This window comes from Cupriavidus sp. FW306-01-F10A (assembly GCF_058782785.1).
Genome location: NZ_JBYSYA010000005.1, coordinates 312,542 through 338,294 on the forward strand (window position 1 = coordinate 312,542; position 25,753 = coordinate 338,294).

General features: G+C 68.7%; 20 protein-coding genes. 5 read left to right on the plus strand and 15 right to left on the minus strand.

Annotated features, from left to right (window positions below; translation table 11 throughout):
* Positions 1-13: 13 nt before the first annotated feature.
* The 11 genes from murG to coq7 all read right to left on the minus strand — a co-directional run bounded on the left by murG (position 14) and on the right by coq7 (position 12,633).
* A complete protein-coding gene (gene murG / locus AC3WLF_RS10500) occupies positions 14-1,084 on the minus strand; it encodes an undecaprenyldiphospho-muramoylpentapeptide beta-N-acetylglucosaminyltransferase (RefSeq protein WP_492321578.1) in 1,071 nt (356 codons plus the stop codon).
* Positions 1,081-2,322, minus strand: a complete 1,242-nt coding sequence (gene ftsW / locus AC3WLF_RS10505) for a putative lipid II flippase FtsW (protein ID WP_010814770.1) — start codon at positions 2,320-2,322, stop codon at positions 1,081-1,083. The genes murG and ftsW overlap by 4 nt, the downstream gene beginning before the upstream one ends.
* Positions 2,319-3,830: a UDP-N-acetylmuramoyl-L-alanine--D-glutamate ligase gene (gene murD / locus AC3WLF_RS10510; protein WP_492321579.1), complete on the minus strand. Its 1,512-nt coding sequence runs from the start codon at positions 3,828-3,830 to the stop codon at positions 2,319-2,321. The genes ftsW and murD overlap by 4 nt, the downstream gene beginning before the upstream one ends.
* A gap of 69 nt (positions 3,831-3,899) precedes the next feature.
* Positions 3,900-5,069, minus strand: a complete 1,170-nt coding sequence (gene mraY, locus AC3WLF_RS10515) for a phospho-N-acetylmuramoyl-pentapeptide-transferase (RefSeq protein ID WP_010814772.1) — start codon at positions 5,067-5,069, stop codon at positions 3,900-3,902.
* 13 nt (positions 5,070-5,082) lie between these two features.
* A complete protein-coding gene (locus AC3WLF_RS10520) occupies positions 5,083-6,483 on the minus strand; it encodes a UDP-N-acetylmuramoyl-tripeptide--D-alanyl-D-alanine ligase (RefSeq protein ID WP_492356128.1) in 1,401 nt (466 codons plus the stop codon).
* Positions 6,480-8,042 (minus strand): UDP-N-acetylmuramoyl-L-alanyl-D-glutamate--2,6-diaminopimelate ligase, encoded by a 1,563-nt coding sequence (locus tag AC3WLF_RS10525; RefSeq protein WP_492353053.1) that lies wholly within the window; start codon positions 8,040-8,042, stop codon positions 6,480-6,482. The genes AC3WLF_RS10520 and AC3WLF_RS10525 overlap by 4 nt, the downstream gene beginning before the upstream one ends.
* On the minus strand, positions 8,039-9,844 hold the full coding sequence (locus tag AC3WLF_RS10530) for a peptidoglycan D,D-transpeptidase FtsI family protein (RefSeq protein WP_010814775.1): 1,806 nt from the start codon (positions 9,842-9,844) through the stop codon (positions 8,039-8,041). Before AC3WLF_RS10530 ends, AC3WLF_RS10525 begins: the two co-directional genes overlap by 4 nt.
* Complete coding sequence (gene ftsL / locus AC3WLF_RS10535; protein ID WP_011616092.1) at positions 9,841-10,158, minus strand: cell division protein FtsL; 318 nt, start codon at positions 10,156-10,158, stop codon at positions 9,841-9,843. Before ftsL ends, AC3WLF_RS10530 begins: the two co-directional genes overlap by 4 nt.
* On the minus strand, positions 10,155-11,156 hold the full coding sequence (gene rsmH, locus AC3WLF_RS10540; protein WP_013958081.1) for a 16S rRNA (cytosine(1402)-N(4))-methyltransferase RsmH: 1,002 nt from the start codon (positions 11,154-11,156) through the stop codon (positions 10,155-10,157). The genes ftsL and rsmH overlap by 4 nt, the downstream gene beginning before the upstream one ends.
* Before the next feature lie 7 nt (positions 11,157-11,163).
* A complete protein-coding gene (gene mraZ / locus AC3WLF_RS10545) occupies positions 11,164-11,592 on the minus strand; it encodes a division/cell wall cluster transcriptional repressor MraZ (RefSeq protein WP_010814778.1) in 429 nt (142 codons plus the stop codon).
* A 417-nt stretch (positions 11,593-12,009) separates the two neighbouring features.
* Positions 12,010-12,633, minus strand: a complete 624-nt coding sequence (gene coq7, locus AC3WLF_RS10550) for a 2-polyprenyl-3-methyl-6-methoxy-1,4-benzoquinone monooxygenase (protein WP_492321582.1) — start codon at positions 12,631-12,633, stop codon at positions 12,010-12,012.
* Positions 12,634-12,971: 338 nt separating this feature from the next.
* Here coq7 and AC3WLF_RS10555 point away from each other — a divergent pair, with 338 nt between their 5' ends.
* From AC3WLF_RS10555 to AC3WLF_RS10570, 4 genes are all read left to right on the plus strand, one after another.
* Complete coding sequence (locus tag AC3WLF_RS10555) at positions 12,972-14,111, plus strand: porin (protein WP_492321583.1); 1,140 nt, start codon at positions 12,972-12,974, stop codon at positions 14,109-14,111.
* 174 nt (positions 14,112-14,285) lie between these two features.
* Entirely contained in the window at positions 14,286-15,287 is a 1,002-nt protein-coding gene (locus AC3WLF_RS10560; protein WP_492358177.1) for a tripartite tricarboxylate transporter substrate binding protein, read from the plus strand.
* 130 nt (positions 15,288-15,417) lie between these two features.
* Positions 15,418-15,921 (plus strand): MarR family winged helix-turn-helix transcriptional regulator, encoded by a 504-nt coding sequence (locus AC3WLF_RS10565; protein ID WP_492358178.1) that lies wholly within the window; start codon positions 15,418-15,420, stop codon positions 15,919-15,921.
* A complete protein-coding gene (locus AC3WLF_RS10570) occupies positions 15,918-16,364 on the plus strand; it encodes a hypothetical protein (RefSeq protein WP_492321586.1) in 447 nt (148 codons plus the stop codon). Before AC3WLF_RS10565 ends, AC3WLF_RS10570 begins: the two co-directional genes overlap by 4 nt.
* A gap of 72 nt (positions 16,365-16,436) precedes the next feature.
* On the opposite strand, the gene AC3WLF_RS10575 is transcribed toward AC3WLF_RS10570, so the two are convergent.
* Positions 16,437-18,119, minus strand: coding sequence for a long-chain fatty acid--CoA ligase (locus AC3WLF_RS10575; RefSeq protein ID WP_492321587.1), 1,683 nt, complete (start codon positions 18,117-18,119; stop codon positions 16,437-16,439).
* A 188-nt stretch (positions 18,120-18,307) separates the two neighbouring features.
* Positions 18,308-18,970 (minus strand): TetR/AcrR family transcriptional regulator, encoded by a 663-nt coding sequence (locus AC3WLF_RS10580; protein ID WP_492321588.1) that lies wholly within the window; start codon positions 18,968-18,970, stop codon positions 18,308-18,310.
* Between the two features lie 213 nt (positions 18,971-19,183).
* Here AC3WLF_RS10580 and AC3WLF_RS10585 point away from each other — a divergent pair, with 213 nt between their 5' ends.
* Entirely contained in the window at positions 19,184-22,492 is a 3,309-nt protein-coding gene (locus AC3WLF_RS10585; RefSeq protein WP_492358179.1) for an acetyl-CoA carboxylase family protein, read from the plus strand.
* A 20-nt stretch (positions 22,493-22,512) separates the two neighbouring features.
* On the opposite strand, the gene AC3WLF_RS10590 is transcribed toward AC3WLF_RS10585, so the two are convergent.
* The gene (locus AC3WLF_RS10590) at positions 22,513-23,646 is read right to left on the minus strand and encodes an aminopeptidase (RefSeq protein WP_492321590.1); all 1,134 of its coding nucleotides are present in this window, start codon (positions 23,644-23,646) and stop codon (positions 22,513-22,515) included.
* The gene (locus tag AC3WLF_RS10595) at positions 23,643-25,751 is read right to left on the minus strand and encodes a molybdopterin-containing oxidoreductase family protein (RefSeq protein ID WP_492357519.1); all 2,109 of its coding nucleotides are present in this window, start codon (positions 25,749-25,751) and stop codon (positions 23,643-23,645) included. The genes AC3WLF_RS10590 and AC3WLF_RS10595 overlap by 4 nt, the downstream gene beginning before the upstream one ends.
* Between the last annotated feature and the right edge of the window lie 2 nt (positions 25,752-25,753).

Below are 25,753 nucleotides of genomic sequence, written 5' to 3' on the forward strand. Positions count from 1 at the left end.
GCTTATATAGGCTTCAGTCCCTGGCCAGCTGACTGCAGATCTCGGCGACGCGCCGGGTTGCCTCAGGTTTGGCCAGTCCGCGCGCCAGGCGCGCCATGTCTTTCAGCTGCGGCCGGGTCAGGCTGGCGATGGTTTGCGCCAGCCCCTCGGCCGTCAGGTCTTTCTGCTGCACCAGCAGGGCCGCTCCCTGCTTCGACAAAAATTCCGCGTTGGTGGTCTGGTGGTCGTCCACCGCATGCGGGAACGGCACGAACATCGCCGCCACGCCTGCGGCCGCCACTTCCGACACCGTCATCGCGCCGGCGCGGCAGATCACCAGGTCCGCATCGGCGTAAGCGCGCGCCATGTCGTCGATAAACGGCAGGGTCTGCGCGGGCACCTGCGCGGCCGCGTAGTTGGTGCGCAGCGTGTCGATCTGCTTCGCGCCCGCCTGATGCGTGACCACCGGGCGCTCGCCCTCGGGCAGCCGCGCGATGGCCTTGGGCACCACCTCGTTCAGTGCCGCGGCGCCCAGGCTGCCGCCCACCACCAGGATGCGCAGCGGGCCGCTGCGCTGGTCATAGCGCGCTTCGGGCGCATCCAGGTGCGCCAGTTCCTCGCGCACCGGGTTGCCGGTCCATTCGCCGCCGGGCAGCGTGTCCGGGAACGCGCACAGCACGCGGTCGGCCACCTTGGCCAGCACCTTGTTGGCCAGTCCGGCGATCGAGTTCTGCTCGTGCAGCACCAGCGGGCGCCCCAGCAGCGACGCCATCATGCCGGCCGGGAAGGTGATATAGCCGCCCATGCCCAGCACCACGCTCGGGCGCACCCGGCGCAGCGCGGCTATGCTCTGCCAGAACGCGCGCAGCAGGTTCAGCGGCAGCAGGAACTTGGTCACCAGGCCCTTGCCGCGCAGCCCGCCGAACTGGATGAACTCCATCGGGATGTCGTGCTTGGGCACCAGCGTGGCCTCCATGCCGGTGCGGTTGCCCAGCCAGACCACTTTCCAGCCCTGCTCACGCAGCGCCTGCGCGACCGCCAGCCCCGGGAACACATGTCCCCCGGTGCCGCCGGCCATCACGAGCAAGGTGCGCGGTCCGGTCATACCTTCCCTCCGCGCATCAATACTCGATTTTCATAATCAATGCGCAGCAGGATCGCCAGCGCCACGCAGTTCATCAAGATCCCCGAGCCGCCATAGCTCACCAGCGGCAGCGTCAGCCCCTTGGTCGGCAGCAGGCCCAGGTTCACGCCCATATTGATAAAGGTCTGCCAGCCGATCCACACGCCGATGCCTTTGGCCACCAGGCCGGCAAAGGTGCGGTCCAGCTGCAGCGCGGTGCGGCCGATATTGAAGGCGCGCCGCACCAGCCAGTAGAACAGCACGATCACCACCAGCACGCCGACAAAGCCAAATTCCTCGCCGATCACCGCGAGGATGAAGTCGGTATGGGCCTCGGGCAGGTAGTGCAGCTTCTCGATGCTGCCGCCCAGCCCCACCCCGGTCCATTCGCCGCGGCCGAAGGCGATCAGCGAGTGCGTGAGCTGGTAGGCCTTGCCCAGTGCGTTGCTCTCTTCCCACGGGTTCAGGTAGGCGAAGATCCGCTCGCGCCGCCAGGGCGAAGCCGTGATCAGCAGCGCGAACGCGCCTATTGCCACGCCCACCAGCCCGGCGAACAGCTTGCCGTTGATGCCGCCCAGGAACAGGATGCCCATCGCCACCGCGGCGATCACCAGGAACGCGCCCATGTCGGGCTCGAGCAGCAGCAGCATGCCCACCACCACCACCGCCACGCCCATCGGCAAAAAGCCCTTGGACACGGTCTGCATCCACTCCTGCTTGCGCACGGTGTAGTTGGCCGCGTACAGCACCACCGCCAGCTTCATCAGCTCGGACGGCTGGAAGTTCATCACCCCCAGCGGAATCCAGCGCCGCGCGCCGTTCACGCCCTTGCCGACGAACGGCACCAGCACGATCACCAGCAGGATCAGCGCGAAGATAAAGAGCTTGGGCGCATAGCGGTCCCACACCTTGACCGGGACCTGGAACGACGCCAGCCCGACCGACAGCCCGATCCCAAGCGCGAACGCATGGCGCATCAGGAAGTGGCTCTCGCGGTAGTTGGCGTAGCGCGGCGAGTCCGGCAGCGCGATCGAGGCCGAATAGACCATCACCAGGCCGAGCGCGAGCAGCACGATCGACACCCACAGCATGGGCTGGTCGTACTCCATCATGCGCGAGCGGGTCGGCTTGACGCCCGACACGGCGTCGCGCAGGCCACCCCAGGCATTGCCGATGGTGGCGCCGATAAAGCCGCTGCGCTTGACCTGTGCTTCGCTCATGGCAGGATCCCCCGGGACAGCGCCAGTTCTTCCACCGCGCCGCGGAACACCTCGGCGCGATGCACGTAGTTGCGGAACATGTCGAGGCTGGCGCACGCCGGCGACAGCAGCACCACATCGCCGTTCTCGGCCAGTCGGGCAGCCTTGGTCACGGCCTCTTCCAGCGTGCCGGCGTCGACCAGGCTGGCACCGCTGCCCTGCAATGCATCGCGCAGTTCACCCGCGGCACGGCCGATCAGCACCACCGCGCGCGCGTACTGCGCCACCGGCGCGGCCAGCGGCGAGAAATCCTGGCCCTTGCCTTCGCCGCCGGCGATCAGCACCACGCGCTTGTCCAGCCCAGACAGCGCAGCCACGGTGGCGCCCACGTTGGTGCCCTTGCTGTCGTCGAAATACTCGACATCGTCGATGGTCGCGACCCACTCCACGCGGTGCGGCTCGCCGCGGTATTCGCGCAGGCCGTGCAGCAGTGCGTTCATCGGCAGGTCGATGGCGCGGCACAGCGCCAGCGCGGCCATCGCATTGGTGGCGTTGTGCATGCCGCGGATATGCAGCGCGTCGGCCGGCATCAGGCGCTTGTGGCGCACCGGCACGGCTTCCTGGACCACCTCGGCGGCCTTGCGGCGGCGCGGCTTGCCCTCCCCTTCCGCTTCCGGATCCGGTTCGGCCAGCACCAGCCAGGGCATGCCGCCCTCGCGCAGGATGCCGAAGCTGCCCGGCGTTTCCGGCAGGTCGGTGCCGAAGGTCAGCGGCGTGCTCCCGGGCCGCGCCATGTCCATGGTCAGGCGGTCGTTGCGGTTGAGCACCTGCACGCATTCGCTGCCGGCCGGCCCGAAGATGCGCGCCTTGGACGCGGCATAGGCTTCCATCGAGCCATGCCAGTCCAGGTGGTCCTGGGTGACGTTGAGCACAGTCGCCGCGGCGGGCGCCAGCGTGTGCGTGGTTTCCAGCTGGAAGCTGGACAGCTCAAGCACCCACACCTCCGGCAGCGATGCCGAGGCGATGCAGGCCGACAGCTTGTCCAGCGCCGACGGGCTGATATTGCCCGCCACTGCCACGCTCTTGCCGGCGCGCTCCACCAGCCGGCCGGTCAGCGCGGTGGTGGTGGTCTTGCCGTTGGTGCCGGTGATCGCCAGGATCTTCGGCACGTAGCCGGACTCGGCTTCCAGGTGGCGCAGCGCGCGCACGAACAGCTCGATCTCGCCCCACACCGGGATGCCGCGCGCCTGCGCCGCGGCCAGCAGCGCGCCAGTGGCGGCTTCCAGCGGCGACAGGCCCGGGCTGATCGCCACCAGGCCGATGCCGTCGAGCAGGCTGTCGGCGAACGGGCCGCCGACGAATTCGGCCGAAGTCAGCTCGGCCTGCAGGAAGACAAGGTTGGCGGGCGCCTCGCGCGTGTCTGCCACGCGCACCGCGCAGCCGTTCAGGCCACACCAGCGCGCCATGGCCAGGCCCGACTCACCAAGGCCCAGTACCAGCACATGAGGTTTTTGCAGCTCGCCAAACACTTCGATTTCCTGCCTTTGTTTTCCTGTATCTATATAGAAAGCGCCGTCAGTCCCTGACCCGCGCAACCATTAACGCAACTTCAGCGTCGACAACCCGATCAGCACCAGCAGCATGGTGATGATCCAGAAGCGCACCGTGACCTGGGTTTCCTTCCAGCCGCCCAGCTCGAAATGGTGGTGCAGCGGCGCCATCCGGAATAGCCGCCTGCCTTCGCCATAGCGGCGCTTGGTGATCTTGAACCACGTCACCTGCGCCATCACCGACAGTGTTTCCACCACGAAGATACCGCCCATTACGAACAGCACGATCTCCTGGCGCACGATCACCGCCACCGTGCCGAGCGCGCCGCCCAGCGCCAGCGCGCCCACGTCGCCCATGAAAACCTGCGCCGGGTGCGCGTTGAACCAGAGGAAGGCCAGCCCCGCGCCGGCCAATGCCGAGCAGAAGATCAGCAGTTCGCCCGCGCCCGGGATATGCGGGAACAGCAGGTACTTGCTGTAGACCGAGTTGCCCATCACGTACGCAAACACGCCCAGCCCGCCGCCAACCAGCACCACCGGCATGATTACCAGCCCGTCCAGGCCGTCGGTCAGGTTGACGGCGTTGCTCGAGCCCACGATCACCAGGTAGGTCAGCACGATGAAGCCGGCCACGCCCAGCGGGTAGCTGATCTCCTTGAAGAAGGGCACGATCAGGTTGGACTTGTACGGCATGTCCAGCGACAGCCCGCCCTCGACCCAGTTCAGGAACAGCTCCCACACCCGCACGTTGCTGCTTTCCGATACCGAAAACGCCAGGTAGACCGCGGCCACAAGGCCGATCAGCGTCTGCCAGAAAAATTTCTCGCGGCTCGACATGCCGCGCGGGTCGCGATACACCACCTTGCGGTAGTCGTCGACCCAGCCGATCGCGCCGTAGCCGAAGGTGACCAGCATCACCACCCAGATAAAACGGTTGCCCCAGTCGCACCACAGCAGCGTCGACACCGCGATCGAGACCAGCACCAGCACGCCGCCCATGGTCGGCGTGCCGGCCTTGACCAGGTGGGTCTGCGGGCCGATGGTGCGCACCGCCTGGCCGACCTTCAGCTCGGTCAGCTTGCGGATCACCCACGGACCGAACGCCAGCCCGATCAGAAGCGCGGTGAGGTTGGCCATCACCGCGCGGAAAGTCAGATAGTTGACGACCCGGAGGAAGCTGTAGTCGTTTTGCAGCCACTGGGCCAGAGCCAATAACATCGTGTTGTCTTATTTAATGTGCGGAAGTGTCTGCGACCAGCGCCGCGACCATCCGTTCCATGCGCATGAAGCGCGATCCCTTCACCAGCACGGCGCCCACTTGCGCCACCATGCCCCTGCTGTCTTCCTCCAGCGCCTTTGCCAGGGCTTCCGCGGTGCCGAAATGCCGGCCACCCGCGCCGAATGCCTGCACCGCATGCACGGCCAGTTCACCGGTCGCCCACAGCGTGCCAATGCCGCGCGCCTTGGCGTAGGCACCGATCTCTTGGTGGAATGCGGGGCCCTGGTCGCCCACTTCGCCCATGTCGCCCAGCACCAGCACACGCGGCGCGGCAAAGCCGGCCAGCACGTCGATGGCGGCGCGCATGGAGTCGGGGTTGGCGTTGTATGTGTCGTCGATGACTACCGTCCCACCCGGCGTGTACTTGACCTGCAGCCGGCCCTTGACCGCCTGGAACCCGGCCAGGCCCCGCTGGATCGCCGGCACGTGCACCCCCGCGGCCAGCGCGCAGGCGATGGCCGCCAGCGCGTTGCGCACGTTGTGCTCACCCAGCAGCGCCAGGCGCACGTCGAAGGCATGGCCAGGCGCGCGTACCTGCATCACCTGTGCGCCGTCGACCAGCGTCACGGTGGCGTGCACATCGGCGCGCTGCGAGGTGCCGAACGACAGCGCGCGGCGCGCGCCCGCGGCATTGCGCCACACCGGCGCGTAGGCGCCGCCGCTTTCCGCGTCGAGCGGGTACACCGCCACGCCGTTGGCAGGCAGCGCCGCAATCGCGGCAGCGTGCTCGTGGGCGACGGCTTCCACACTGACCATGAACTCCTGGTGCTCGCGCTGCGCGTTGGTGATCACCGCCACGGTGGGCTGGGCGATGCCGGCCAGGTAGACCGTCTCGCCCGGATGGTTCATGCCGAGCTCCAGCACCGCCAGCTTGTGCGTGGCGCGCAGGCGCAGCACCGTCAGCGGCAGGCCGATATCGTTGTTCAGATTGCCGCCGGTGGCCAGGCGCTGCTCCTCGCCTACCGCCGCGGCGAAGATGGCCGCGATCATTTCCTTGACCGTGGTCTTGCCGTTGCTGCCGGTCACCGCCACCGCCGGCAGCGTGAACTGGCGGCGCCAGCCGGCGCCAAGCTCGCCCAGCGCAAGGCGCGTGTCCGGCGCGACGATGGCCGGCACGCCGGCATCGACCTCGCGGCTGACCAGCACGGCGACAGCGCCGCGCGCCACCACGTCGGCGATGAAATCATGCGCGTCGAAGCGCTCGCCCTTGAGGGCGATGAACAGGTCGCCGGGCTCGACGCTGCGGCTGTCGCTATGCACGCGCGAAAACTCCACGGCGCCGTCGCCGCAAACGCGCGCGCCGGCGATCCAGCCGGCGGCTTGCTGCAAGGTGGTCATTGGGGTCTGGCTCATGCCGATACTCCACGGGTGGCAAGCGCCAGTCGTACATGTTCGCGATCGGAGAACGGGCGCTTGCGCCCCTGGATCTCCTGGGTGGCCTCATGGCCCTTGCCCGCCACCAGCACCACGTCGGCCGGTGCCGCGTGCCTGACGGCATAGAGGATGGCGGCGGCGCGGTCTTCGATCTGGCGCGCGCGCGCGCGCTCGGCCATGCCGTCGGCAATGGCGTCCAGGATGTCCTGTGGGTCTTCGCTGCGCGGGTTGTCGCTGGTCAGGATGACCTCGTCGGCCTCGCGCTCGGCCACCGCGCCCATCAGCGGGCGCTTGATCGGGTCGCGGTCGCCACCGCAGCCGAACACGCACCACAGGCGGCCGTTGCGCGCCTGCGCCACCGGGCGCAGCGCGGCCAGCGTCTGTGCCAGCGCGTCCGGGGTATGGGCGTAGTCGACCACGGCCAGCGGCGCATCCGGGCCGCCGGCGGCACCGAACAACTCCATGCGCCCTTCGACCGGCGTCAGCGCGCGCAGCGCGGCGATGGCCGCGTCCCACGCCACGCCGTTGGCGAGCGCCGCACCCAGCACCGCCAGCAGGTTGCTGACGTTGAAGGCGCCGATCATCGGCGTGGCCATCTCGGCGCTGCCGAAGCTGCCGTCGATATGGAAGGCGGTGCCGGTGGGCGTGGCGCGCACCTTGGTGGCGCGCAGCCACTCGCCGCGCGGGCGGCGCACCGTGGCCGCGCCGGGGCCGTCGATGCCGTATTCGATCACGTGCGGCGCGCCGATGGCGGCGGCGTCCGCCGCCAGCAGGCGCTGGCCCATGGCGTCGTCGCGGTTGACCACCGCTGCGCGCAGGCCGTCCCAGCGAAACAGGCTCACCTTGGCGGCCTCGTACTCGGCCATCGAGCCGTGGTAGTCGAGGTGGTCCTGGGTCAGGTTAGTCAGCACCGCCACCGAGAAATGCGTGCCGGCCACGCGCTCCTGCTCCAGGCCGTGCGAGGACACCTCCATCGCCACTGCGCGCGCGCCGGCGTCGTGCAGGGACGCCAGGCTGGCCTGCAGCTGCACCGCGTCGGGCGTGGTGAAGCCGGTAGCCTGCAGCGCGCCCGGGAAGCCGGAGCCCAGCGTGCCGATGGTCGCGCAGGGCGTGCCGGCGGCCTGCAGCACCCGTGCCAGCCACTGGCTGCACGAGGTCTTGCCGTTGGTGCCGGTGATGCCGGTCACGGCCAGGCCGCGCACCGGGTTGCCATGCCAGCCGGCGGCGATCGGGCCAGCCAGCTGGTGCAGGCGGCTCACCGCGAGATGCGGCACGACGTCGCCGAAGGGCCAGTCGAAGCCGTCGGCCTCATAGACGATGGCCCCCGCGCCGGCGGCGATCGCCTGGGCGATATAGGGCCGGCCATCGGTGGCCAGGCGCGCGTTGCCGAGCACGTAGGCGAAGAACACATCGCCACGCGCCAGGCGCCGGGTATCTCCGGTCAACTGCGCGGCGGCGGCCACGTTGGTACGCAGCCAGGCCAGCGCGTTGCTGGCCTGGGCGGTGACCTCGAGCGGGAGCAGTGGCTTGGCCGTCATTGGGTCGAGCTCCACGGTTCGCTCTCCTGCACCTTGTCGCTGACCACCAGCTGGCGGATCGGCGAGTCGGGCTGCACATTCAGTGCGCGCAGCGTGCCGCCGGTGATGGCCGCGAACGCCGGGCCGGCCACCAGGCCGCCGTAGTGGCTGCCCGCGGTGGGTTCGTCCACGCTGACGGCCACGATGATGCGCGGATTCGACATCGGCGCCAGGCCGATGAACGAGGCGCGGTACTTGCTGCGGTTGTAGCCGCGGCCTTCATGCTTGTAGGCGGTACCGGTCTTGCCGCCGACGCGGTAGCCCATCACCTGCGCCTCGGGGGCGGTGCCGCCGGGCGCGGTCACGGTCTCCATCATGGCGCGCACGTCGCGCGCCACCTGGGGCGACAGGATGCGCTCGCCGGTGGCGGGGCCGCTGGTGCGGAACATCGACACCGGGATCAGCTCGCCGTCATGCGCGAAGATGGTGTAGGCATGCGCCATCTGGAACAGCGACACCGACAGGCCGTAGCCGTATGACATGGTGGCCTGCTCGATCGGGCGCCAGCTCTTGAACGGGCGCACGCGGCCGGCCACGGCGCCGGGGAAGCCGATCTTGGGCGCCTGGCCGAGGCCGATGCTGGTGTACATGTCCCACATCTCCTGCGGCTTCATCATCATCGCGATCTTGGTCGTGCCGATGTTGCTCGACTTCTGGATCACGCCGCTCACCGTCAGCGCCCCGTAGTTGTGGGTATCGCTGATGGTGGCGCCTTCGAAGTTGTACTTGCCGGTGGTGGTGATCACCGTGGACGGCGTCACGCGCTTGAGCTGCAGCGCCAGGCCGACCGTGATCGGCTTCATCATCGAGCCGGGCTCGAAGGTGTCGGTCAGCACACGGTTGCGCAGCTGCTCGCCGGACAGCCGGGTACGGTCGTTGGGGTTGTAGGTGGGCCAGTTGGCCAGCGCCAGCACTTCGCCGGTCTGGGCGTCGAGCACCACCGCGCTGGCGGCCTTGGCCTTGTGCTTTTCGACCACGGCCTTGAGCTCGTTGTAGGCCAGGTACTGGATCTTGGCGTCGATCGACAGCTGGATGTCCTCGCCGTCGCGCGGGGTCTTCAGCACGCCGACGTCCTCGACCACGCGGCCCAGGCGGTCCTTGATCACCTGGCGCGCGCCGGCCCGGCCGGCCAGGCCTGGCTCGCGCGCCAGCTCCACGCCTTCCTGGCCGCGGTCTTCCACGTTGGTGAAGCCGACGATGTGGGCCATCGCCTCGCCTTCCGGGTAGAAGCGCTTGTATTCGCGGGTCTGGTGGATGCCCTCGATCTTCAGCGCGGCGATCTTGTCGGCGACGTCAGGCAGCACCTGGCGCTTCAGGTAGACGAAGCCCTTGTCCTCGGACAGCTTCTTGCCCAGGTCTTTCTCGGACATGCCGAGCAACTTCGCCAGCTGGCGGATCTTGGCGGCCTCGACCTGGTTGGGCACGTCCTCGGGCACCGCCCAGACGGCCTTGACCGGCAGGCTGGTGGCCAGCACCAGGCCGTTGCGGTCCAGGATCTTGCCGCGCGTGGCCGGCAGCTCCAGCGTGCGCTGGAAGCGCTTCTTGCCCTCGGCCTCGTAGAACTGGTTGCCGGGGCCCTGGATCCAGGCCGCGCGCAGGGCCAGCGCGCCGAAGGCGGCGAACATCAGGAACACCACCAGCTTGGAGCGCCACATCGGCAGGCGCAGGCCCAGCACCGGGCTGGCCGAGAACTGGCCGCTGCGTGGGCGCGAGGCGGTGCCGTTGCGGTCACGGCGGGGCGGGTTGGGACGGGCCATGCTCATCGGCGCGCCTCCGCGGCACTGGCCGACGCCGCCTCGGCAGGCGGCGGCAGCACGATGCCGGACAGGTACTGGGTCTTGCCGGGGTTGACCGGCGCCATCTTCAGCTGCGCGCGCGCCGCGTCGGCGATGCGCGCGCTCTTGCCCAGCGCGCTCTGCTGGTACTGCAGGCGCGACCAGTCGATATCGAGCTGCTTCTCTTCAGCCTGGGCCCGCTCCAGCGCGACGAACAGCGTGCGCGCCTGGTGCTGCGCGCTCACCAGCGACAGCGCGCACAGGATCAGCGCGGCGAGCAGGAAGAAGGTCAGGCGGTTCATGCGCGTGCGCCTCCGCCCGCAGGGGTCGCGGCAGGGGCCAGCTTCTCGGCCACGCGCATCACGGCCGAGCGCGCGCGCGGGTTGGCGGCCACCTCTTCAGTGCCCGGCTTGTAGCGGCCGAGCAGGCGCAGCGTCGGTTGCGGCAGGTCGGCCGCGCGCAGCGGCGCGCGGCGCAGCGCCGGGTCGGCATCCTGCTGGGGACGGGCGTGCGCCGCCATGAACCGCTTGACGATGCGGTCCTCCAGCGAGTGGAAGCTGATCACCACCAGGCGCCCTCCGACCTGCAGCAGTTCATACGCCGCCTTCAGCCCTCTTTCGAGGTCCTCAAGCTCTTGATTGACGTGAATCCGTAGAGCCTGAAAGGTGCGGGTCGCAGGGTCCTGACCCTTCTCGCGTGTTTTGACGGCTTTCGCCACGAGCGCGGCAAGGTCGGCAGTAGTGGCGATGGGTCCGCCATCGCCGGGTTCGCTCCGGCGAGCAACAATCGCCTTTGCAATCTGTACAGCAAACCGTTCTTCCCCATAGTCTCGTATCACCCTGGCAATGTCCTGCTCATCCGCCTGCGCCAGCCACTGCGCGGCAGTGATGCCGCGCGTGGTGTCCATGCGCATGTCCAGCGGGCCCTCGAAACGAAAGGAAAACCCCCTCGCCGCCTCGTCGATCTGGGGCGAGCTGATCCCCAGGTCGAGCAGCACGCCGGCGACGTGGCCGCGCCCCGACAGGCGCTCGGCCATGGCCGCAAAGCTCGCGTGCTCAATGGAGAAGCGGGCATCCTTGATGGTGCCCGCTTCTGCGATTGCTGCTGGGTCCTTGTCGAACGCAACCAGGGCCCCGTCTGGCCCCAGCCGGGCCAGCACCGCCCGGCTGTGCCCTCCCCTGCCGAAGGTGCCGTCGACGTAGACCCCGTCGGGCCGCCAGACCAAGGCGTCGACGGCCTCGTCCAGCAGCACGGTGCGATGGCGCAGGGCGGGGGTTGCCGGCGTTCCGGTTGGACTCATGACCTCGTCAGAAAGAGAAATTCTTCAATGCTTCGGGCATGCCCTGCGCCATCGCCTGCTGTTCCTTGGCGGCGTAGGTCGCGGCATCCCACACTTCGAAATGGCTGCCCATGCCGAGCAGCATGACTTCTTTGTCGAGCATGGCGGCACTGCGCAGCTCCGGGGCGATCAGCACCCGGCCCGCGCCGTCCATTTCCACGTCGGCGGCGTTGCCCAGGAAGATGCGCTTCCACCAGTGCGCATCCATCGGCAGCGCTGCAATGCGCGTGCGGAAGGTTTCCCACTCGGGCCGGGGAAACAGCAACAGGCAGCCATCCGGGTGCTTGGTCAGCGTCACCCGGCCCTCGGCCTGCTGTTGCAGCGCCTCGCGGTGCCGGGACGGAATGGACATCCGCCCCTTGGCATCCAGCGAGAGTGCCGATGCTCCCTGAAACAAGCTTGCTCCCGGTCCATGCCGGCCGGTAGTCGGCCAGCATGCGCGTGAATCCCTTCTGTTCCGACTATGGCGACATCATCCCACGGCCGGGGCCCAATTTCACACAAAAATACACTTCCTCACACTATTTCCCACTTTAGAGGAAGCGATATGGCGGGTCAAGGCTGGTTGCAGGGCAGCAAACGAGTTTTTTGAATCAGAACAATGACTTAGCGCGCACACCTCACGCACCGAAAAAGTGAATCCTTAATGAAATGAAGATCTTAGGGAGGAAAGCCGAGAAACCACCTGAGAACCACTTGCGGAGGAACTGCCGGCGGCACGGGAAAGACCTGCCCCGTCGCGCGAAGGAAGGATACAACAATTGCCCGCCAGCCCCGCCGGAACCAGGGCCGGCGGGGGGCAGGCAGGGCCGGCTCAGATCCGGTAGGCGGCGGTGGTCATCACGCGCGAGGCGCCGCGCATCAGCGCCCGCACCGGGGCGGGCAACGGGATCCCGCCGGCATCGCGCGCGGCATCGCCGTGGCGGATCTCATCGTCGCGCATCTGCTCGAGGATGGCGCGCGAGCGGCCGTCGGCCTCGGGCAGGCGGTCCAGGTGCCCGCCCAGGTGGTGCTCGACCTGGCGCTCGGTCTCGGCGACAAAGCCCAGGCTGACGCGGTCGCCGGCGCGGCCGGCCATCCAGCCGATGGCGAAGGCGCCGGCGTACCACAACGGGTTGAGCAGGCTCGGGCGCGAGCCCAGCTCGCGCAGGCGCTCGGCGCACCAGGCCAGGTGGTCTTCCTCTTCGCGCGCCGCGGCATCCATCTGCGCGCGCACCGCGCCGTCGTGCGCGGTGAGCTTCTGGGCCTGGTACAGGGCCTGCGCGCAGACCTCGCCGACATGGTTGATGCGCATCAGCCCGGCCACGTGGCGGCGTTCATCGGCGCTCATCTGTTCGGTGTCCGGCGCCAACCGGTCGGCCGGGTTGGCGCGCGCGGTGCGCGTAGCGCCGGCAATGGCGCGCAATGCCACGTCGAATTCTTTGATCAGGGTGTCCATGTCGCAGAGGCAGTTGGTCTTCGTTCCCGGCAGTCCCAGCGATCGTGGGGTGCGCAGCTGCGGCTGCGGTACGCGCAGGGGGCCATCGGGATTACCCGCATTGTAGCTTGCCTCTAATCGGCGCCAACCCGCATCCCGCCTTGCATTGATGCGCCCGGCTACTCAGAAACCCTGAGTTGTTAAAAGAAGACAAGGGGGATTGGCCTGAGTAGTGAATTAAGGGTTGTTTGTTACAGTACTTCGCAACTTCCAAGGAAGTTTGACGCACGGGGGATGGAGACCAACAGGAGGTTCTCCCGGGCCGTCACCAATAATTCTTACAGTGGAGATCAACGAGCATGAAGAAATCGCTTCTGGCGCTGGCAGCGCTTGGCGCATTTGCTGGGGCGGCGCAGGCCCAATCGAGCGTCACGCTCTACGGTGTGGTGGATGCCAACATCGAGTACGTGAGCAATATGTCGAGCGTCACGCCGTCGGCGGCCAACGGATTTGCGACCGGCCCGTCGGAGAACCTCTTCCGCATGTCGTCCGGCGGCCTGTCCGGTTCGCGTTGGGGTCTGCGCGGCGTTGAGGACCTGGGCAGCGGCCTGAAGGCACTGTTTGTGATGGAAAGCGGTTTCGGCCTGGATGACGGGCGCTCGCAGCAAGGCGGCCGCCTGTTCGGTCGTCAGGCTTATGTCGGCCTGGAAAGCGCCCAGGTGGGCCGCGTGACCTTCGGTCGCCAGTACACCTCGCTGTTCGACATGATGGCCAACTTCTCGCCGACCGGCTATGCCACCCAGTACGAGCCGGTGGTCGCTCAACTGGGCCTGAACTTCCGCTCGGACAACACTGCCAAGTACACCGGCAAGTTCGGCCCGGTGACCGCGGTCGCGCACTGGTCGTTCGGCAACGGCGTTGCAGGCGGTGGCGAAGTCGCCGGCCAGTTCCGCCGCGACACCGGCTACGGTGCCGGCGTGTCGTGGGCAGCCGGCCCGTTCGGCATCAGCGGCGCCTATGACCAGTACAACCCGACCCTGAACGCCGCCGGCGGCACCGGCGAATTCAAGAAGGCCGCAGTCGCTGCCAGCTATGCCTTCGGTCCGGCCAAGCTGATGGCTGGCTATCGCTGGGGCATGAGCAAGCATGTGAACGACAATACGATCCTGAAGGACAACTACTACTGGGTCGGCGCCAACTACCAGGTCACGCCGGCACTGGGCCTGACGCTCGCGTACTACTACGACGACGTCAAGAACTTCAACCCGGCCGCTGCCACCGTCAACACCACCAACAACATCAAGAACCCCTGGCAGATCTCGTTCGTGGCCGACTACAACCTGTCCAAGCGCACCGACGTGTACCTGACCACGGCTTTCTCGAAGAACGCCGGCCTGAACTTCGACACCTCGGCAATCAGCTTCGCCAATGGTTACTTCCTGGGTACCGGCGAAGACAAGATGATTGGCGCCGCCATCGGCATCCGCCACAAGTTCTGATCGCCAGTCGCAAGACTGAGATTGAAAGGCACCTTCGGGTGCCTTTTTCCATTGGCGCGGCGCTGCGGCCCCATAGGGCATTACCTCATCGGCGCCACTGCGGGTGCCGACTAGAATGCACTGACCATAGCCGCCCCCAGGACACCGGGAGCGGGCCACACCAGGAGACCGCCCATGCAACCCACTCGCCGGCGCGTCGTCGCGCTGCTGCTGTCCGCCAGCCTTGCCGCGTTCGCCAGCCAGCCGGCGCTGGCCGCCGACCCGTACCCGGCCAAGCCGATCCGGCTGGTGGTGCCCTTTGCCGCCGGCGGCACCACCGACATCCTGGCCCGCGCCGTGGCCGCAGAGCTGGCCAGGCTGCCGGGCTGGAACGTGGTGGTCGACAACAAGCCCGGTGCCGGCGGCAATATTGGCGCGGACATCGTCGCCAAGGCCGCGCCGGACGGCTACACGCTGCTGATGGGCACCGTGGGCACCCATGGCATCAACCAGTCGCTGTACGGCAAGCTGCCGTTCGATCCGATCAAGGACTTCGCCCCGGTCACCGAGGTGGCGGCCGTGCCCAACGTGCTGGTGCTGAACCCGGCGTTTGCGCAGCAGAACAAGATCGACAGCGTCAAGGACCTGATCACTTACGCGCGCGCCAACCCCGGCAAGATCAACATGGCCTCCAGCGGCAACGGCACCTCGATCCACCTGGCCGGGGAGCTGTTCAAGACGCAGACCAGGACCTATATGGTCCACTTCCCGTACAAGGGCAGCGGGCCGGCACTGACTGACCTGGCCGGGGGCACCATGCAGGTGATGTTCGACAACCTGCCGTCGTCGATGGCGCTGATCAAGAGCGGCAAGCTCAAGGCGCTGGCGGTGACCAGCGCCAGGCCGTCGCCGGCGTTGCCGGGCGTGCCGACCATCGCCCAGGCCGCGGGCCTGCCGCAGTATGAAGCCAGCTCCTGGTTCGGCATGCTGGCGCCGGCCGGCACGCCGCCTGACGTCATCCACCGCATCCAGCAGGAAGTGGCCAAGGCGCTGAACGCCCCGGCCGTGCGCGAACGCCTGCAGGCGCAGGGCGCCGAGCCTGTCGGCAATACGCCGGAGCAGTTCGCCACATTCATCCGCGCCGAGACCGCCAAGTGGGCCAAGGTGGTCAAGGATTCCGGCGCCAAGGTGGATTGACGCCGATTTGATCGCCGGCAGGGCGGCGGCGCGTATCGCGCATATACTTGAGGCATCAAATGTTGGCTGCCCGCCTCGTGGGCGGCCCCTGGCGGCTGCGGCCGCACACCTGCGCACCGATGCACTGAAGATGCCAAACCCCTCCCCTGCCGCCGGCGCCGAAAGCGCGCCGGTCGACCTTGAAACCCGTGCCGACCAGACCGAGCACGAAGCCCTGCGGCTGTGGTTGCGGCTGTTGACCTGCACCACCCTGATCGAGAGCGATATCCGTTCGCGGCTGCGCCAGGATTTTGCCTGCACGCTGCCGCGCTTCGACCTGATGGCACAGCTCGACCGCCATCCGGAAGGCCTGAAGATGGGCGAGCTGTCGCGCCGCATGATGGTGACCGGCGGCAACGTCACCGGCATCACCGACCAGCTGCAGCAGGAAGGCCTGGTCTCGCGCGAGGCCCTGCCCGCTGACCGCCGGGCCTACCTGATCCGCCTGACCCCGGCCGGGCGCGCCGCGTTCTCGCGCATGGCGCGCGCGCATGAGGACTGGATCGGGCAACTGTTCTCCGGCCTGGCCGAGACCGACCGGCGCGCCCTGTTCCGACTGCTTGGCCGGCTCAAGACCGGCCTGATCTCGCCATGAAACCGCTTGCCCTCCTTACCCTGTGCGGCCTGCTGCCGGTGCTGGCTGCCTGCAGCAGCACGCCGCAGCCGCCGCAGGTCACGCCGGTGAACGCCACCATCAAGCTTGGCCGTGTCACCGAGAGGACGTTCCTGACTCGCCTGGACGTGGCCCAGGTGCCCCCGTACTACGGCGGCGGCACCAGCGTCGGCGTGGGCGCCGCGGGTGGCGGCGGGGGTGGCGGGGTGGGCGTGGGCTTTGCCTTCGACCTGAGCCGGCTGTTCAACAAGCCCGCGCCGGTGCAGCAGGTGGACCTGTTCCAGTACAAGGTGCGAACCATGGATGGCGCGATCGTGTCGGCCAACGCGCCGGCGGTGCCAGGGCTGGAGCCTGGCGCGTGCGTGCGGGTGATCTACCCCGACGGCAGCCAGGAACCCCGCCTGGCGCCATCGAACGAGTGCTGAACCGCCGCGGCGCAGCCTGAAAGCACAACGGCCTCCACTCGGGAGGCCGTTGTCGTTGGCAGCGGCGGCCGCTCAGGCGGCCTTGCGGCTGTCGCGCAGTTCGCGGCGCAGGATCTTGCCGACGTTGGTCTTGGGCAGCTCGGTGCGGAACTCGACGTACTTGGGCCGCTTGTAGCCGGTCAGGCGCTCCTTGCAGAACTCGATCACATCGGCCTCGGTCAGCCCCGGATCCTTCTTCACCACGAACAGCTTGACCACCTCGCCCGAGTGCGTGTCAGGCACGCCCACGGCCGCCACCTCCAGCACGCCCGGGCACTCGGCCACCACGCCTTCGACTTCGTTCGGATACACGTTGAAGCCCGACACCAGGATCATGTCCTTCTTGCGGTCGACGATCTTGGTGTAGCCGCGCTCGTCCATCACGCCGATGTCGCCGGTCTTGAAGAAGCCGTCCGGGGTCATGACCTTGGCGGTCTCGTCCGGGCGGTTCCAGTAGCCGGCCATCACCTGCGGGCCGCGGATGCAGATCTCGCCCGGCTGGCCGAGCGGCACGTCCTTGCCGTCATCGTCGCGGATCACCACTTCGGTCGACGGCAGCGGCATGCCGATGGTGCCGGAGAACACATTGGTGTCGGTCGGGTTGCAGGTGGCCGAGGGCGAGGTCTCGGACAGGCCGTAGCCTTCGATGATCGGGCAGCCGGTCTTGGCCAGCCACTGCTTGGCCACCGCCTCCTGGACCGCCATGCCGCCGCCGTTGGCCACGCGCAGGCCGGAGAAATCGACCTTGCTGATTTCCGGATTGTTGATCAGTGCGTTGTACAGCGTGTTGACGGCCGGGAACATGTTGAACTTGTACTTCTGCAGTTCCTTGATGAAGCCCGGAATGTCGCGCGGATTCGGGATCAGCACGCTGGTGCCGCCGCTGCGCATGCCCAGCAGGCAGCAGACCGTCAGCGCAAAGATGTGGTACAGCGGCAGCGCGGTGATGGTGATGGGCTGGTCGATATGTGCGCCCTTGTTCAGCGCCGGCTGCATCCACGCCTCGGACTGCAGCACGTTGGCCACCACGTTACGGTGCAGCAGCACCGCCCCCTTGGAGATGCCGGTAGTGCCGCCCGTGTACTGCAGGAAGGCGATGTCATCCGGGCCGGTGGTGGCCGGCTGCAGCGTCAGCTTGCGGCCTTCGGCCAGCACGCTGTTGAAGCGCACGCAGGTGGGCAGCTCCCACGCCGGCACCATCTTCTTGACGTTGCGCACCACGAAATTGACGATCGCTCCCTTCAGCCCGCCCAGCATGTCGCCCATGCTGGCCACCACCACGTGCTTGACCGGGGTCTTGGCCAGCACCTGCTGCAGCGTGGAGGCAAAGTTCTCCAGGATCACGATGGCCTCGGCGCCGCTGTCCTTGAGCTGGTGCTCGAGCTCGCGCGGGGTGTAGAGCGGGTTGACGTTGACCACCACGAAGCCCGCGCGCAGCACCGCCGCCAGCACCACCGGGTACTGCAGCACGTTCGGCATCATGATCGCCACCCGTGCGCCGGGACGCAGCCCGCGCGACTGCAGCCAGGCGGCAAAGTGCGTCGAGAGCTGGTCCAGTTCGCCGTAGGTGATGGCCTTGTCCATGCAGATGAAGGCCTTGCGGTCGGCATAGGTGCGGAAAGACGCCTCGAGCAGCGCGGCAAGCGAGCGGAACTGGCTGGCATCGATCTCGGCGGGGACGCCGGCCGGGTAGTGTTTCAGCCAAATTCTTTCCATAGCACCGTCTCCTGATTTCTGAATGGTCGTTCGATTTTGCCGAGATGCTAAACGTGCGCCCCGGTTAAAACAACAACTTAGACGAAGTCCTCAGGGCCACCGGACAGGCCTTGGTGCCCCTGACGGGCATTATGCGCCACCGATCGGGCGCAAGTAGGGGGATAACCCCTAGTGAGGCAAATCCGCACTCAGCCGCCGCTGGGCAGCGCCAGTTTCATCATGCTGGCGGCAAGCTCCTGCGCCAGCGTCTCCGGGTCCATGCGGCCGGGTTCATGCCAGGTGTAGAGGAACCCCACCACGCTGCCGATCGCATGGGCCGTCACGCGTGCGTCGCCGAAGGCGAACACGCCATCGCGCTTGCCCTCTTCCAGCAGCGCATAGAGATCGCGATAGAAGTCCCGCGCCATGCTGTCGAGCCACGCCACGGTGTCAGGGCGCAGGTACTGGTTGTCGCGAAAGCTCAGCGTGGCCGGCACATGGCAGGCGACGCAGCGCCGCGCCATCTCGAGCAGGCACGCCTGCAGGCGCTCGCGCACCGGCAGCGCCGGGTCCGCGGTCTCGCGGATCACGGGCAGGCAGGTCTGGGCCGACTCGCGGCACAGGATGTCGAAGATCTCGTACTTGTCAGTAAAGTAGTAGTAGACCGCCGGCTTGGTCACGCCCAGCGCGCGGCACAGGTCGTTCATGGTCATGCCGGGATAGCCCTTGCTGTAGAAGAGCTGCGCGGCGGTATCGAGGATCTGGCGGCGGCGGGCCTCCTGGCGCTCGGCAATATGCGGGCGGGCCGGCTGCGGCTCTGGCAGGGTGCTCAACGGCGGGTTCAGCGGTGCGGATCTGGGTGCAATCGACATGATGCAATTCTCGCATGGCGGGCTCGCTACGCCAGTCCTGTCGAGCCCTTGCCTGGCGCCGCGGTCTGCGGCGCCAAAGGGAAAAGGGAAAACGGCCCGATTGACGCGAATACCCGATCACCCCAGAATCTTACCCAACGGTAAATAAATGTACCAACGAGTACATACCCGCACTGCGCCCTGCACAACAAACGCCATCAACGCTCCCGCATCATGACGACCCACAAGCTCCTGATCGCCAATCGCGGCGAAATCGCCATCCGGATCGCGCGGGCCGCCGCGGCCATGGGCATCCCCAGCGTGGCGCTGTACAGCGAAGACGACCGCGACGCGCTGCACGTGCGCAAGACCGACACTGCGGTGGCGCTGCCCGGCACTGGTCCGCGCGCCTACCTCGACATTGCCGCCGTGGTGGACGCCGCGCGGCGGGCGGGCTGCGGCATGGTGCACCCCGGCTACGGCTTCCTGTCCGAGAACGCCGACTTTGCGCAGGCCTGCCTGGACGCCGGGCTGGTCTTCGCCGGTCCTGCGCCCGACGTGCTGCGCCTGTTCGGCGACAAGGCCCGCGCCCGCGCGCTGGCGCGCGAGCATGGCGTGCCGGTCGTGCCCGGCACCGCTGGCCCGACCTCGCTGGAGCAGGCGCGGGCCTTCTTCGCCAGCCCCGACGGGCAAGCGGGCATGATGATCAAGGCGCTCGCCGGCGGCGGCGGGCGCGGCATGCGCGCCGTGCATCGCGCTGCCGCGATCGACGAGGCCTATGCACGCTGCGTCTCGGAAGCGAGCGGCGCATTCGGCAATGGCGCGGTCTATGTGGAGCGCATCGTCGCCGCACCGCGCCATATCGAGATCCAGGTGGTTGCAGACGCCGAGGGCCGCGTGCTGACGCTGGGCGAGCGCGAATGCAGCCTGCAGCGCCGCCACCAGAAGCTGGTGGAGATCGCCCCCAGCCCGTCATTGGATGACGCACTGCGCGCAAGGCTGGCCGATGCCGCCGCCACACTGGTGCGCGCCGCCGCCTATCGCGGCATCGGCACGTTCGAATTCCTGGTGGCAGACGGCGGCGCTGGCGGCCCATCGTTCTGGTTCATGGAGGCCAACCCGCGCCTGCAGGTCGAGCACACGGTGACAGAGATGGTGACCGGCGTGGACCTCGTGCAAACCCAGCTGGCCATCGCCGCCGGCGCACGCCTGGCCGACCTGGGCCTGGAGCAGGCACCCGCGCCGCGCGGCATCGCGGTGCAACTGCGCATCAATGCCGAGCACCTCGACGCGCAGGGCCAGCTGCGCCCGGCCAGCGGCACGCTGACGGCGTTCGAGCCGCCCAATGGGCCAGGCGTGCGCGTGGACAGCGCGGGCTTTGCCGGCATGACGGCGAATCCGCGCTTTGATTCGCTGCTGGCCAAGCTGATCGTGCACGAACCCGGAGGCGACTACGCGCGTGCGCTGGCGGTCGCCTACCGCGCGCTGTGCGAGTTCCGCATCGAAGGCATCGATACCAACCGCCGCTTGCTGCAGGACCTGCTGCAGCTGGACGACGTGCGCCGCAATGCCGTGCACACGCAGTACCTGGACCAGGCGCTGGCTGCACTGGCGACTGCCGAGGCCGACCACCCGGTGCTGCACGCGCCGCCCGCCCTCGCCGACGGCGCGCTGGCCGATGCGGACCAGGCGCTGGCCGACCTCCCCGACGACGCCATCGCCGTGCCGGCGCCCATGGACGGCGCGCTCGCCGCCATCCACGTGTGCGAAGGCGACACGGTCAGGCGCGGCCAGCCGCTGGCCATCATCGAAGCGATGAAGATGGAGCATCCGCTGGAGGCGCCCGCCGCCGGCACGGTGCTGCGCGTGCTGGCCGTTGCAGGTGCCGCGCTGCGCGCCGGGGCCGCGGTGATCGTGCTGGCGCCCGGCGACGATGCCGGCCATGCCGCCGAGACCGCCGCAGCGGCCGACCTCGGCCATGTGCGCGCGGACCTTCGCGAAACGCTGGAGCGCCACGCCCTTGGCCACGACGCCGCACGCGCCCAGGCCGTCACCAGGCGCCACGCCCAGGGCGGCCGCACGGCGCGCGAGAACATCGCCCAGCTGTGCGACGACGGCTCCTTCATCGAGTACGGCGCGCTCGCCATCGCCGCGCAACGGCAGCGCCGCAGCGTCGAAGACCTGGTCAGCGCCACGCCCGCCGACGGCATCGTCACCGGTATCGGCACCGTCAACGCGGCGCGCTTTCCCGGTGCCGATGCGCGCTGCATGGTGCTGGCCTACGACTACACCGTGCTGGCCGGCACGCAGGGCTTCTATGGCCACAAGAAGCTGGACCGGATGCTGGCGCTGGCGCGCCAGTGGCAGGTGCCGGTGGTGCTGTTTGCCGAGGGCGGCGGCGGCCGGCCGGGCGATACCGACATGCCGGTGGTGGCCGGGCTGGACTGCACCTCGTTCATCCAGTTCGCGCGGCTGTCGGGCCAGGTGCCGCTGGTGGGCATCGTGTCCGGCCGCTGCTTTGCCGGCAACGCCGCGCTGCTGGGCTGCGCCGACGTCATCATCGCCACGCGCAGCGCCACCATCGGCATGGGCGGGCCGGCCATGATTGAAGGCGGCGGGCTGGGCGTGTTCGCGCCCGAGGAAGTGGGCCCGGTCAGCGTGCAGGGGCCCAACGGCGTGATCGACGTGCTGGTCGATGACGAAGCGGCCGCGGTCGATGCCGCGCAACGCTACCTGTCCTACTTCCAGGGCGACGTCCATGACTGGCAGGCGGATGACCCGCGCCACCTGCGCCACGCCATCCCCGAGAACCGCCTGCGCAGCTACGACATGCGCGCGGTGATCGCCGCCATGGCGGACAGCGGCTCGGTGCTGGAGCTGCGCGCGGCGTTCGGCACCGGCATCATCACCGCACTGATCCGCATCGAAGGCCGCGCCTTCGGCTGCATCGCCAACAACCCGCGCCACCTCGGCGGCGCCATCGACAGCGCCGCCGCCGACAAGGCCGCGCGCTTCATGCAGCTGTGCGACGCGCACGGGCTGCCGATGGTGTCGCTGTGCGACACCCCCGGCTTCATGGTCGGGCCGCAGGCCGAGAAAACCGCCACGGTGCGGCACGTGTCGCGCCTCTTTGTCACCGCTGGCGCGCTGCGCGTGCCGTTCTTCACGGTGGTGCTGCGCAAGGGCTACGGGCTGGGCGCGCAGGCCATGGCCGGCGGCAGCTTTGCCGCGCCCTTCTTCACCGCGGCCTGGCCCAGCGGCGAGTTCGGCGCAATGGGCATCGAGGGCTCGATCCGGCTGGGCTTTCGCAAGGAGCTGGAGGCCGTGGCCGACCCCGACGAGCGCGCGGCGTTGTTCGCGCGCATGGTCGACGGCGCCTACCAGCGCGGCCGCGCGCTCAACATGGCCAGCCACCTGGAGATCGATGCGGTGATCGACCCTGCCGACACGCGGCGCTGGCTGCTGCGCGGGCTGGCCTCGGTGCCGCCGGGGAGCCTCGGCCGCCTGGCCAACGCACCGAGACGTTTCATCGATACCTGGTAAGCGGCGCGCGCGGCGGCGGCTTAGTTGGCCGCGGTCTTGCCGCCCGCGGTCAGCGTGCCGGTGCGCGTGGCCGGCGGCACCAGCCGCTGCAGCGCGGCCTCGCGCTCGGCGGCGGGCAGCGCGCCGATACGGGCGGCCTCGTCATAGAAGCGCTGCCAGTCGCCGTTGCACTGCGCCAGCAACGCGGTGAAGGCCGGCACCCACTGCTGGTAGGTGGCCACCGCGGCCAGGTGGGCGTTGGTCAGCGGCTGGTCGAACCAGCGGTCATAGCCGCTGAAGCCGCCCCACTCCGTGCGCAGCCGCGCGTACTCGGTGCGCAGGTCGGCGAAGATTTTGGCCTTGCCCTCTCGCTTGGCGCCGTCATCGAGCGGGGTCTGGTACAGCGCCACCAGCCGGTCGCGCGTGCCCAGCAACAGCGCGCGGAACTGCTGGCGCCGGGCATCGTACTGCCGATAGCTGGCGCGCGCGTCCTCCGACGCATCCTCGGCCAGCCAGCGCTCCACGCCCGCGGCTTCCACCGCGGTGGCGAAGGACTCGTTGAAGGCGGTGTCGTTGCGCACGTACACCACCTGGTGCGCCAGTTCGTGGAAGATCAGCCGCGCCAGTTCGCCCTCGGGCAGATAGACGAAGGTATTGAGCAGCGGGTCGTCGAAATAGCCCAGCGTCGAATAGGCGGGGATGCCAGCCACGTACGTCTCAAACCCGTCGCGGCGCAATCCCTGCGCATACTGCTCGGCATCGGACTGGGCGTAGTAGCCGCGGTAGCTGATGCAGCCGACGATGGGGAAGCACCACTTGCGCAGGTCCATCGACAGCTCGGGCGTGGCGAACACGCTCCACACCACATAGGGCCGGTGCAGGTTGGCGTAGCGGCGGTAGCTGCCGTTCTCGGGCAGCTTCAGTTCGCGCGAGGCGAAGTCGCGCATGCGGCCGGCCAGCGCCAGCCGCTGCGCCAGGCGCGCATCGTTGGCGTCGCGCGCGCTGGCGATGGCGTCGGTCAGCGGTTGTGCCTGGGCCATCACGCCCAAGTGGCCGCCGATCGACTGCGCGTAGTAGCCGACGGCCTCACACCCGGCCGTCACCAGGACCACCGCGGTGAGGCCGGTCGCCGCCAGGAGTGCCGCCCAGCGCCGGCGGCCAGGCTGCGGCGTCATGCCGGCCGGACTGCCCCTTCCGTGCAGGCCTCGACCTGCACCAGGCAGTCATAGAACACCGGCGCGCGGCCCAGGTCGGTCAGGCGCTGGCTGGTCAGCTCGTTGGCGTTCTTGCCGTCCGAAGCCAGCTTCTTCCACCAGATCGACAGGCCCACCACCAGCCCGCGCCGGGCGCGGTCGGTGACGCGGGCGCGCGCCACCATGCTGCCGCGGTCGTTGAAGACGCGCACCATGGCGCCGTGCACGATGCCGCGCTCGGCGGCGTCAGCCGGGTGGATGTCCAGGTGCGGCTCGCCCTCGGTGGCGCGCAGGCTGTCGACGTTGACGAAGGAGCTGTTGAGGAAGTTGCGCGCCGGCGGCGAGATCATCGCCAGCGGATAGCGCGCCGCCAGTTCGGGCGCGGTCAGCGGCGCCTCGTACTGCGGCACGTAGTCAGGCAGCGGGTCGAGGCCGTCGCGCGCCATCGGCTCCGAATAGAACTGGCACTTGCCCGATACGGTCGGGAAGCCACCCTCGGCGAACGGCGCCGCCGGCAGCGCCAGCTTCTGCCAGCCCTGCTCCTTCAATGATTCCCAGCTGATGCCGGCCGCGCGCGCATCGCCCGGAATGATGGCCTGCGCGGCGATGGCCTCGTCGCTGTCGGCAAAGCACGCTTCAGTGAAGCCCAGGCGCTGCGCCAGCCGGCGGAAGATCTCGGTATTGGGCAGGGCCTCGCCCATCGGCGCGATGGCGGCGTTGTTGGCCAGGAAATAGGTGTGGCCGTAGGCCTTGTGCACGTCGGTGTGCTCAAGCTGCGTGGTCGCCGGCAGCAGGATGTCGGCATAGTCGGCGGTGTCGGTGCGGAAGTGCTCCAGCACCACCGTGAACAGGTCCTCGCGAGCGAAGCCCGCGGCGACCTTGCCGGATTCCGGCGCCACCGCGACCGGGTTGCTGTTGTAGACCACCACGGCCTCGATGCGCGGCGCGCCGGGCGCCGGCTCGGCCAGCAGCGCGTCGCCGATGGTGCTCATGTTGACGATGCGCGGCAGCTGCTGCGGCCAGCCAGGCAGCAGGTCGGGGCGCTGCAGGGCGGCTTCGTTGATCGGGAAGAAGCCCGAGGTCGACAGCTGCAGCCCGCCCGCGGGCTGGCGCCAGGCGCCCACCAGCGACGGCAGGCACGCCACCGCGCGCACCGCCTGGCCGCCGCCGTGCACGCGCTGCATGCCGTAGTTCAGGCGGATCGCCACCGGCTGACGCTCGCGCACCGCCAGCTGGCCGTAGAGGCCGGCCAGCCATTCGATGTCCTCGGCCGGGATGGCGCAGATCTCGGCCGCGCGTGCCGGGGTGTAGGCCTGCGCGCGCTCGCGCAGCGCCTCGAAGCCGACGGTGTGGCGTTCGATGTAGTCGTGGTCGAGCAGGTCGTCGCGGATCAGCACATGGATCAGCGCCAGCGCCAGCGCGCCGTCGGTGCCGGGCATCGGCGCGATATGGCGGTGGCACTTCTCGGCGCTCAGCGAGCGGTACGGGTCGATCGCGACCAGCGTGGCGCCGCGCCGCTTGGCTTCCTGCGCGCGGGTCCAGAAATGCAGGTTGGAGGCAATCGGGTTGCCGCCCCAGATGATCACCAGCCTGGCATCGACCACGTGCTCCATGTCCATGCCCACGCTGGCGCCGTAGGTGTAGCGCAGCGCGGTGGCGCCGGCGCTGGCGCAGATGGTGCGGTCCAGCCGCGACGCGCCCAGCTTGTTGAAGAAGCGCGCGGCCATGCTCTCGCCCTGCACCAGCCCCATGGTGCCGGCGTAGCTGTACGGCACGATCGCCTGCGGATCGCGCGCCGCGATCGCCTGCAGGCGGGTGGCGATGGTGTCGAGCGCCTCGTCCCAGGAGATCGGCGCGAACTTCCCTTCGCCCTTCCTGCCGATGCGCTTCATCGGTGTCAGCAGCCGGTCCGGGTGGTAGGTGCGCTCGGTGTAGCGCGACACCTTGGTGCACAGCACGCCCTGCGTGCCGGGATGGTCGGGATCGCCCGCTACCTTGACGGCACGGCCGTCCTCGACGGTGACGAGCAAGGCACAAGTGTCGGGGCAGTCATGCGGGCAGGCGGCGCGGACGATGCGGGAAGCCATGG

Coding starts and splice junctions, on each gene's coding strand:
- murG (WP_492321578.1), bottom strand. CDS start 1,084: ATGACCGGACCGCGCACCTTGCTCGTGATGGCCGGCGGCACCGGGGGA.
- ftsW (WP_010814770.1), bottom strand. CDS start 2,322: ATGAGCGAAGCACAGGTCAAGCGCAGCGGCTTTATCGGCGCCACCATC.
- mraY (WP_010814772.1), bottom strand. CDS start 5,069: ATGTTATTGGCTCTGGCCCAGTGGCTGCAAAACGACTACAGCTTCCTC.
- AC3WLF_RS10520 (WP_492356128.1), bottom strand. CDS start 6,483: ATGAGCCAGACCCCAATGACCACCTTGCAGCAAGCCGCCGGCTGGATC.
- AC3WLF_RS10525 (WP_492353053.1), bottom strand. CDS start 8,042: ATGACGGCCAAGCCACTGCTCCCGCTCGAGGTCACCGCCCAGGCCAGC.
- AC3WLF_RS10530 (WP_010814775.1), bottom strand. CDS start 9,844: ATGAGCATGGCCCGTCCCAACCCGCCCCGCCGTGACCGCAACGGCACC.
- ftsL (WP_011616092.1), bottom strand. CDS start 10,158: ATGAACCGCCTGACCTTCTTCCTGCTCGCCGCGCTGATCCTGTGCGCG.
- rsmH (WP_013958081.1), bottom strand. CDS start 11,156: ATGAGTCCAACCGGAACGCCGGCAACCCCCGCCCTGCGCCATCGCACC.
- coq7 (WP_492321582.1), bottom strand. CDS start 12,633: ATGGACACCCTGATCAAAGAATTCGACGTGGCATTGCGCGCCATTGCC.
- AC3WLF_RS10555 (WP_492321583.1), top strand. CDS start 12,972: ATGAAGAAATCGCTTCTGGCGCTGGCAGCGCTTGGCGCATTTGCTGGG.
- AC3WLF_RS10560 (WP_492358177.1), top strand. CDS start 14,286: ATGCAACCCACTCGCCGGCGCGTCGTCGCGCTGCTGCTGTCCGCCAGC.
- AC3WLF_RS10565 (WP_492358178.1), top strand. CDS start 15,418: ATGCCAAACCCCTCCCCTGCCGCCGGCGCCGAAAGCGCGCCGGTCGAC.
- AC3WLF_RS10570 (WP_492321586.1), top strand. CDS start 15,918: ATGAAACCGCTTGCCCTCCTTACCCTGTGCGGCCTGCTGCCGGTGCTG.
- AC3WLF_RS10575 (WP_492321587.1), bottom strand. CDS start 18,119: ATGGAAAGAATTTGGCTGAAACACTACCCGGCCGGCGTCCCCGCCGAG.
- AC3WLF_RS10580 (WP_492321588.1), bottom strand. CDS start 18,970: ATGTCGATTGCACCCAGATCCGCACCGCTGAACCCGCCGTTGAGCACC.
- AC3WLF_RS10585 (WP_492358179.1), top strand. CDS start 19,184: ATGACGACCCACAAGCTCCTGATCGCCAATCGCGGCGAAATCGCCATC.
- AC3WLF_RS10590 (WP_492321590.1), bottom strand. CDS start 23,646: ATGACGCCGCAGCCTGGCCGCCGGCGCTGGGCGGCACTCCTGGCGGCG.
- AC3WLF_RS10595 (WP_492357519.1), bottom strand. CDS start 25,751: ATGGCTTCCCGCATCGTCCGCGCCGCCTGCCCGCATGACTGCCCCGAC.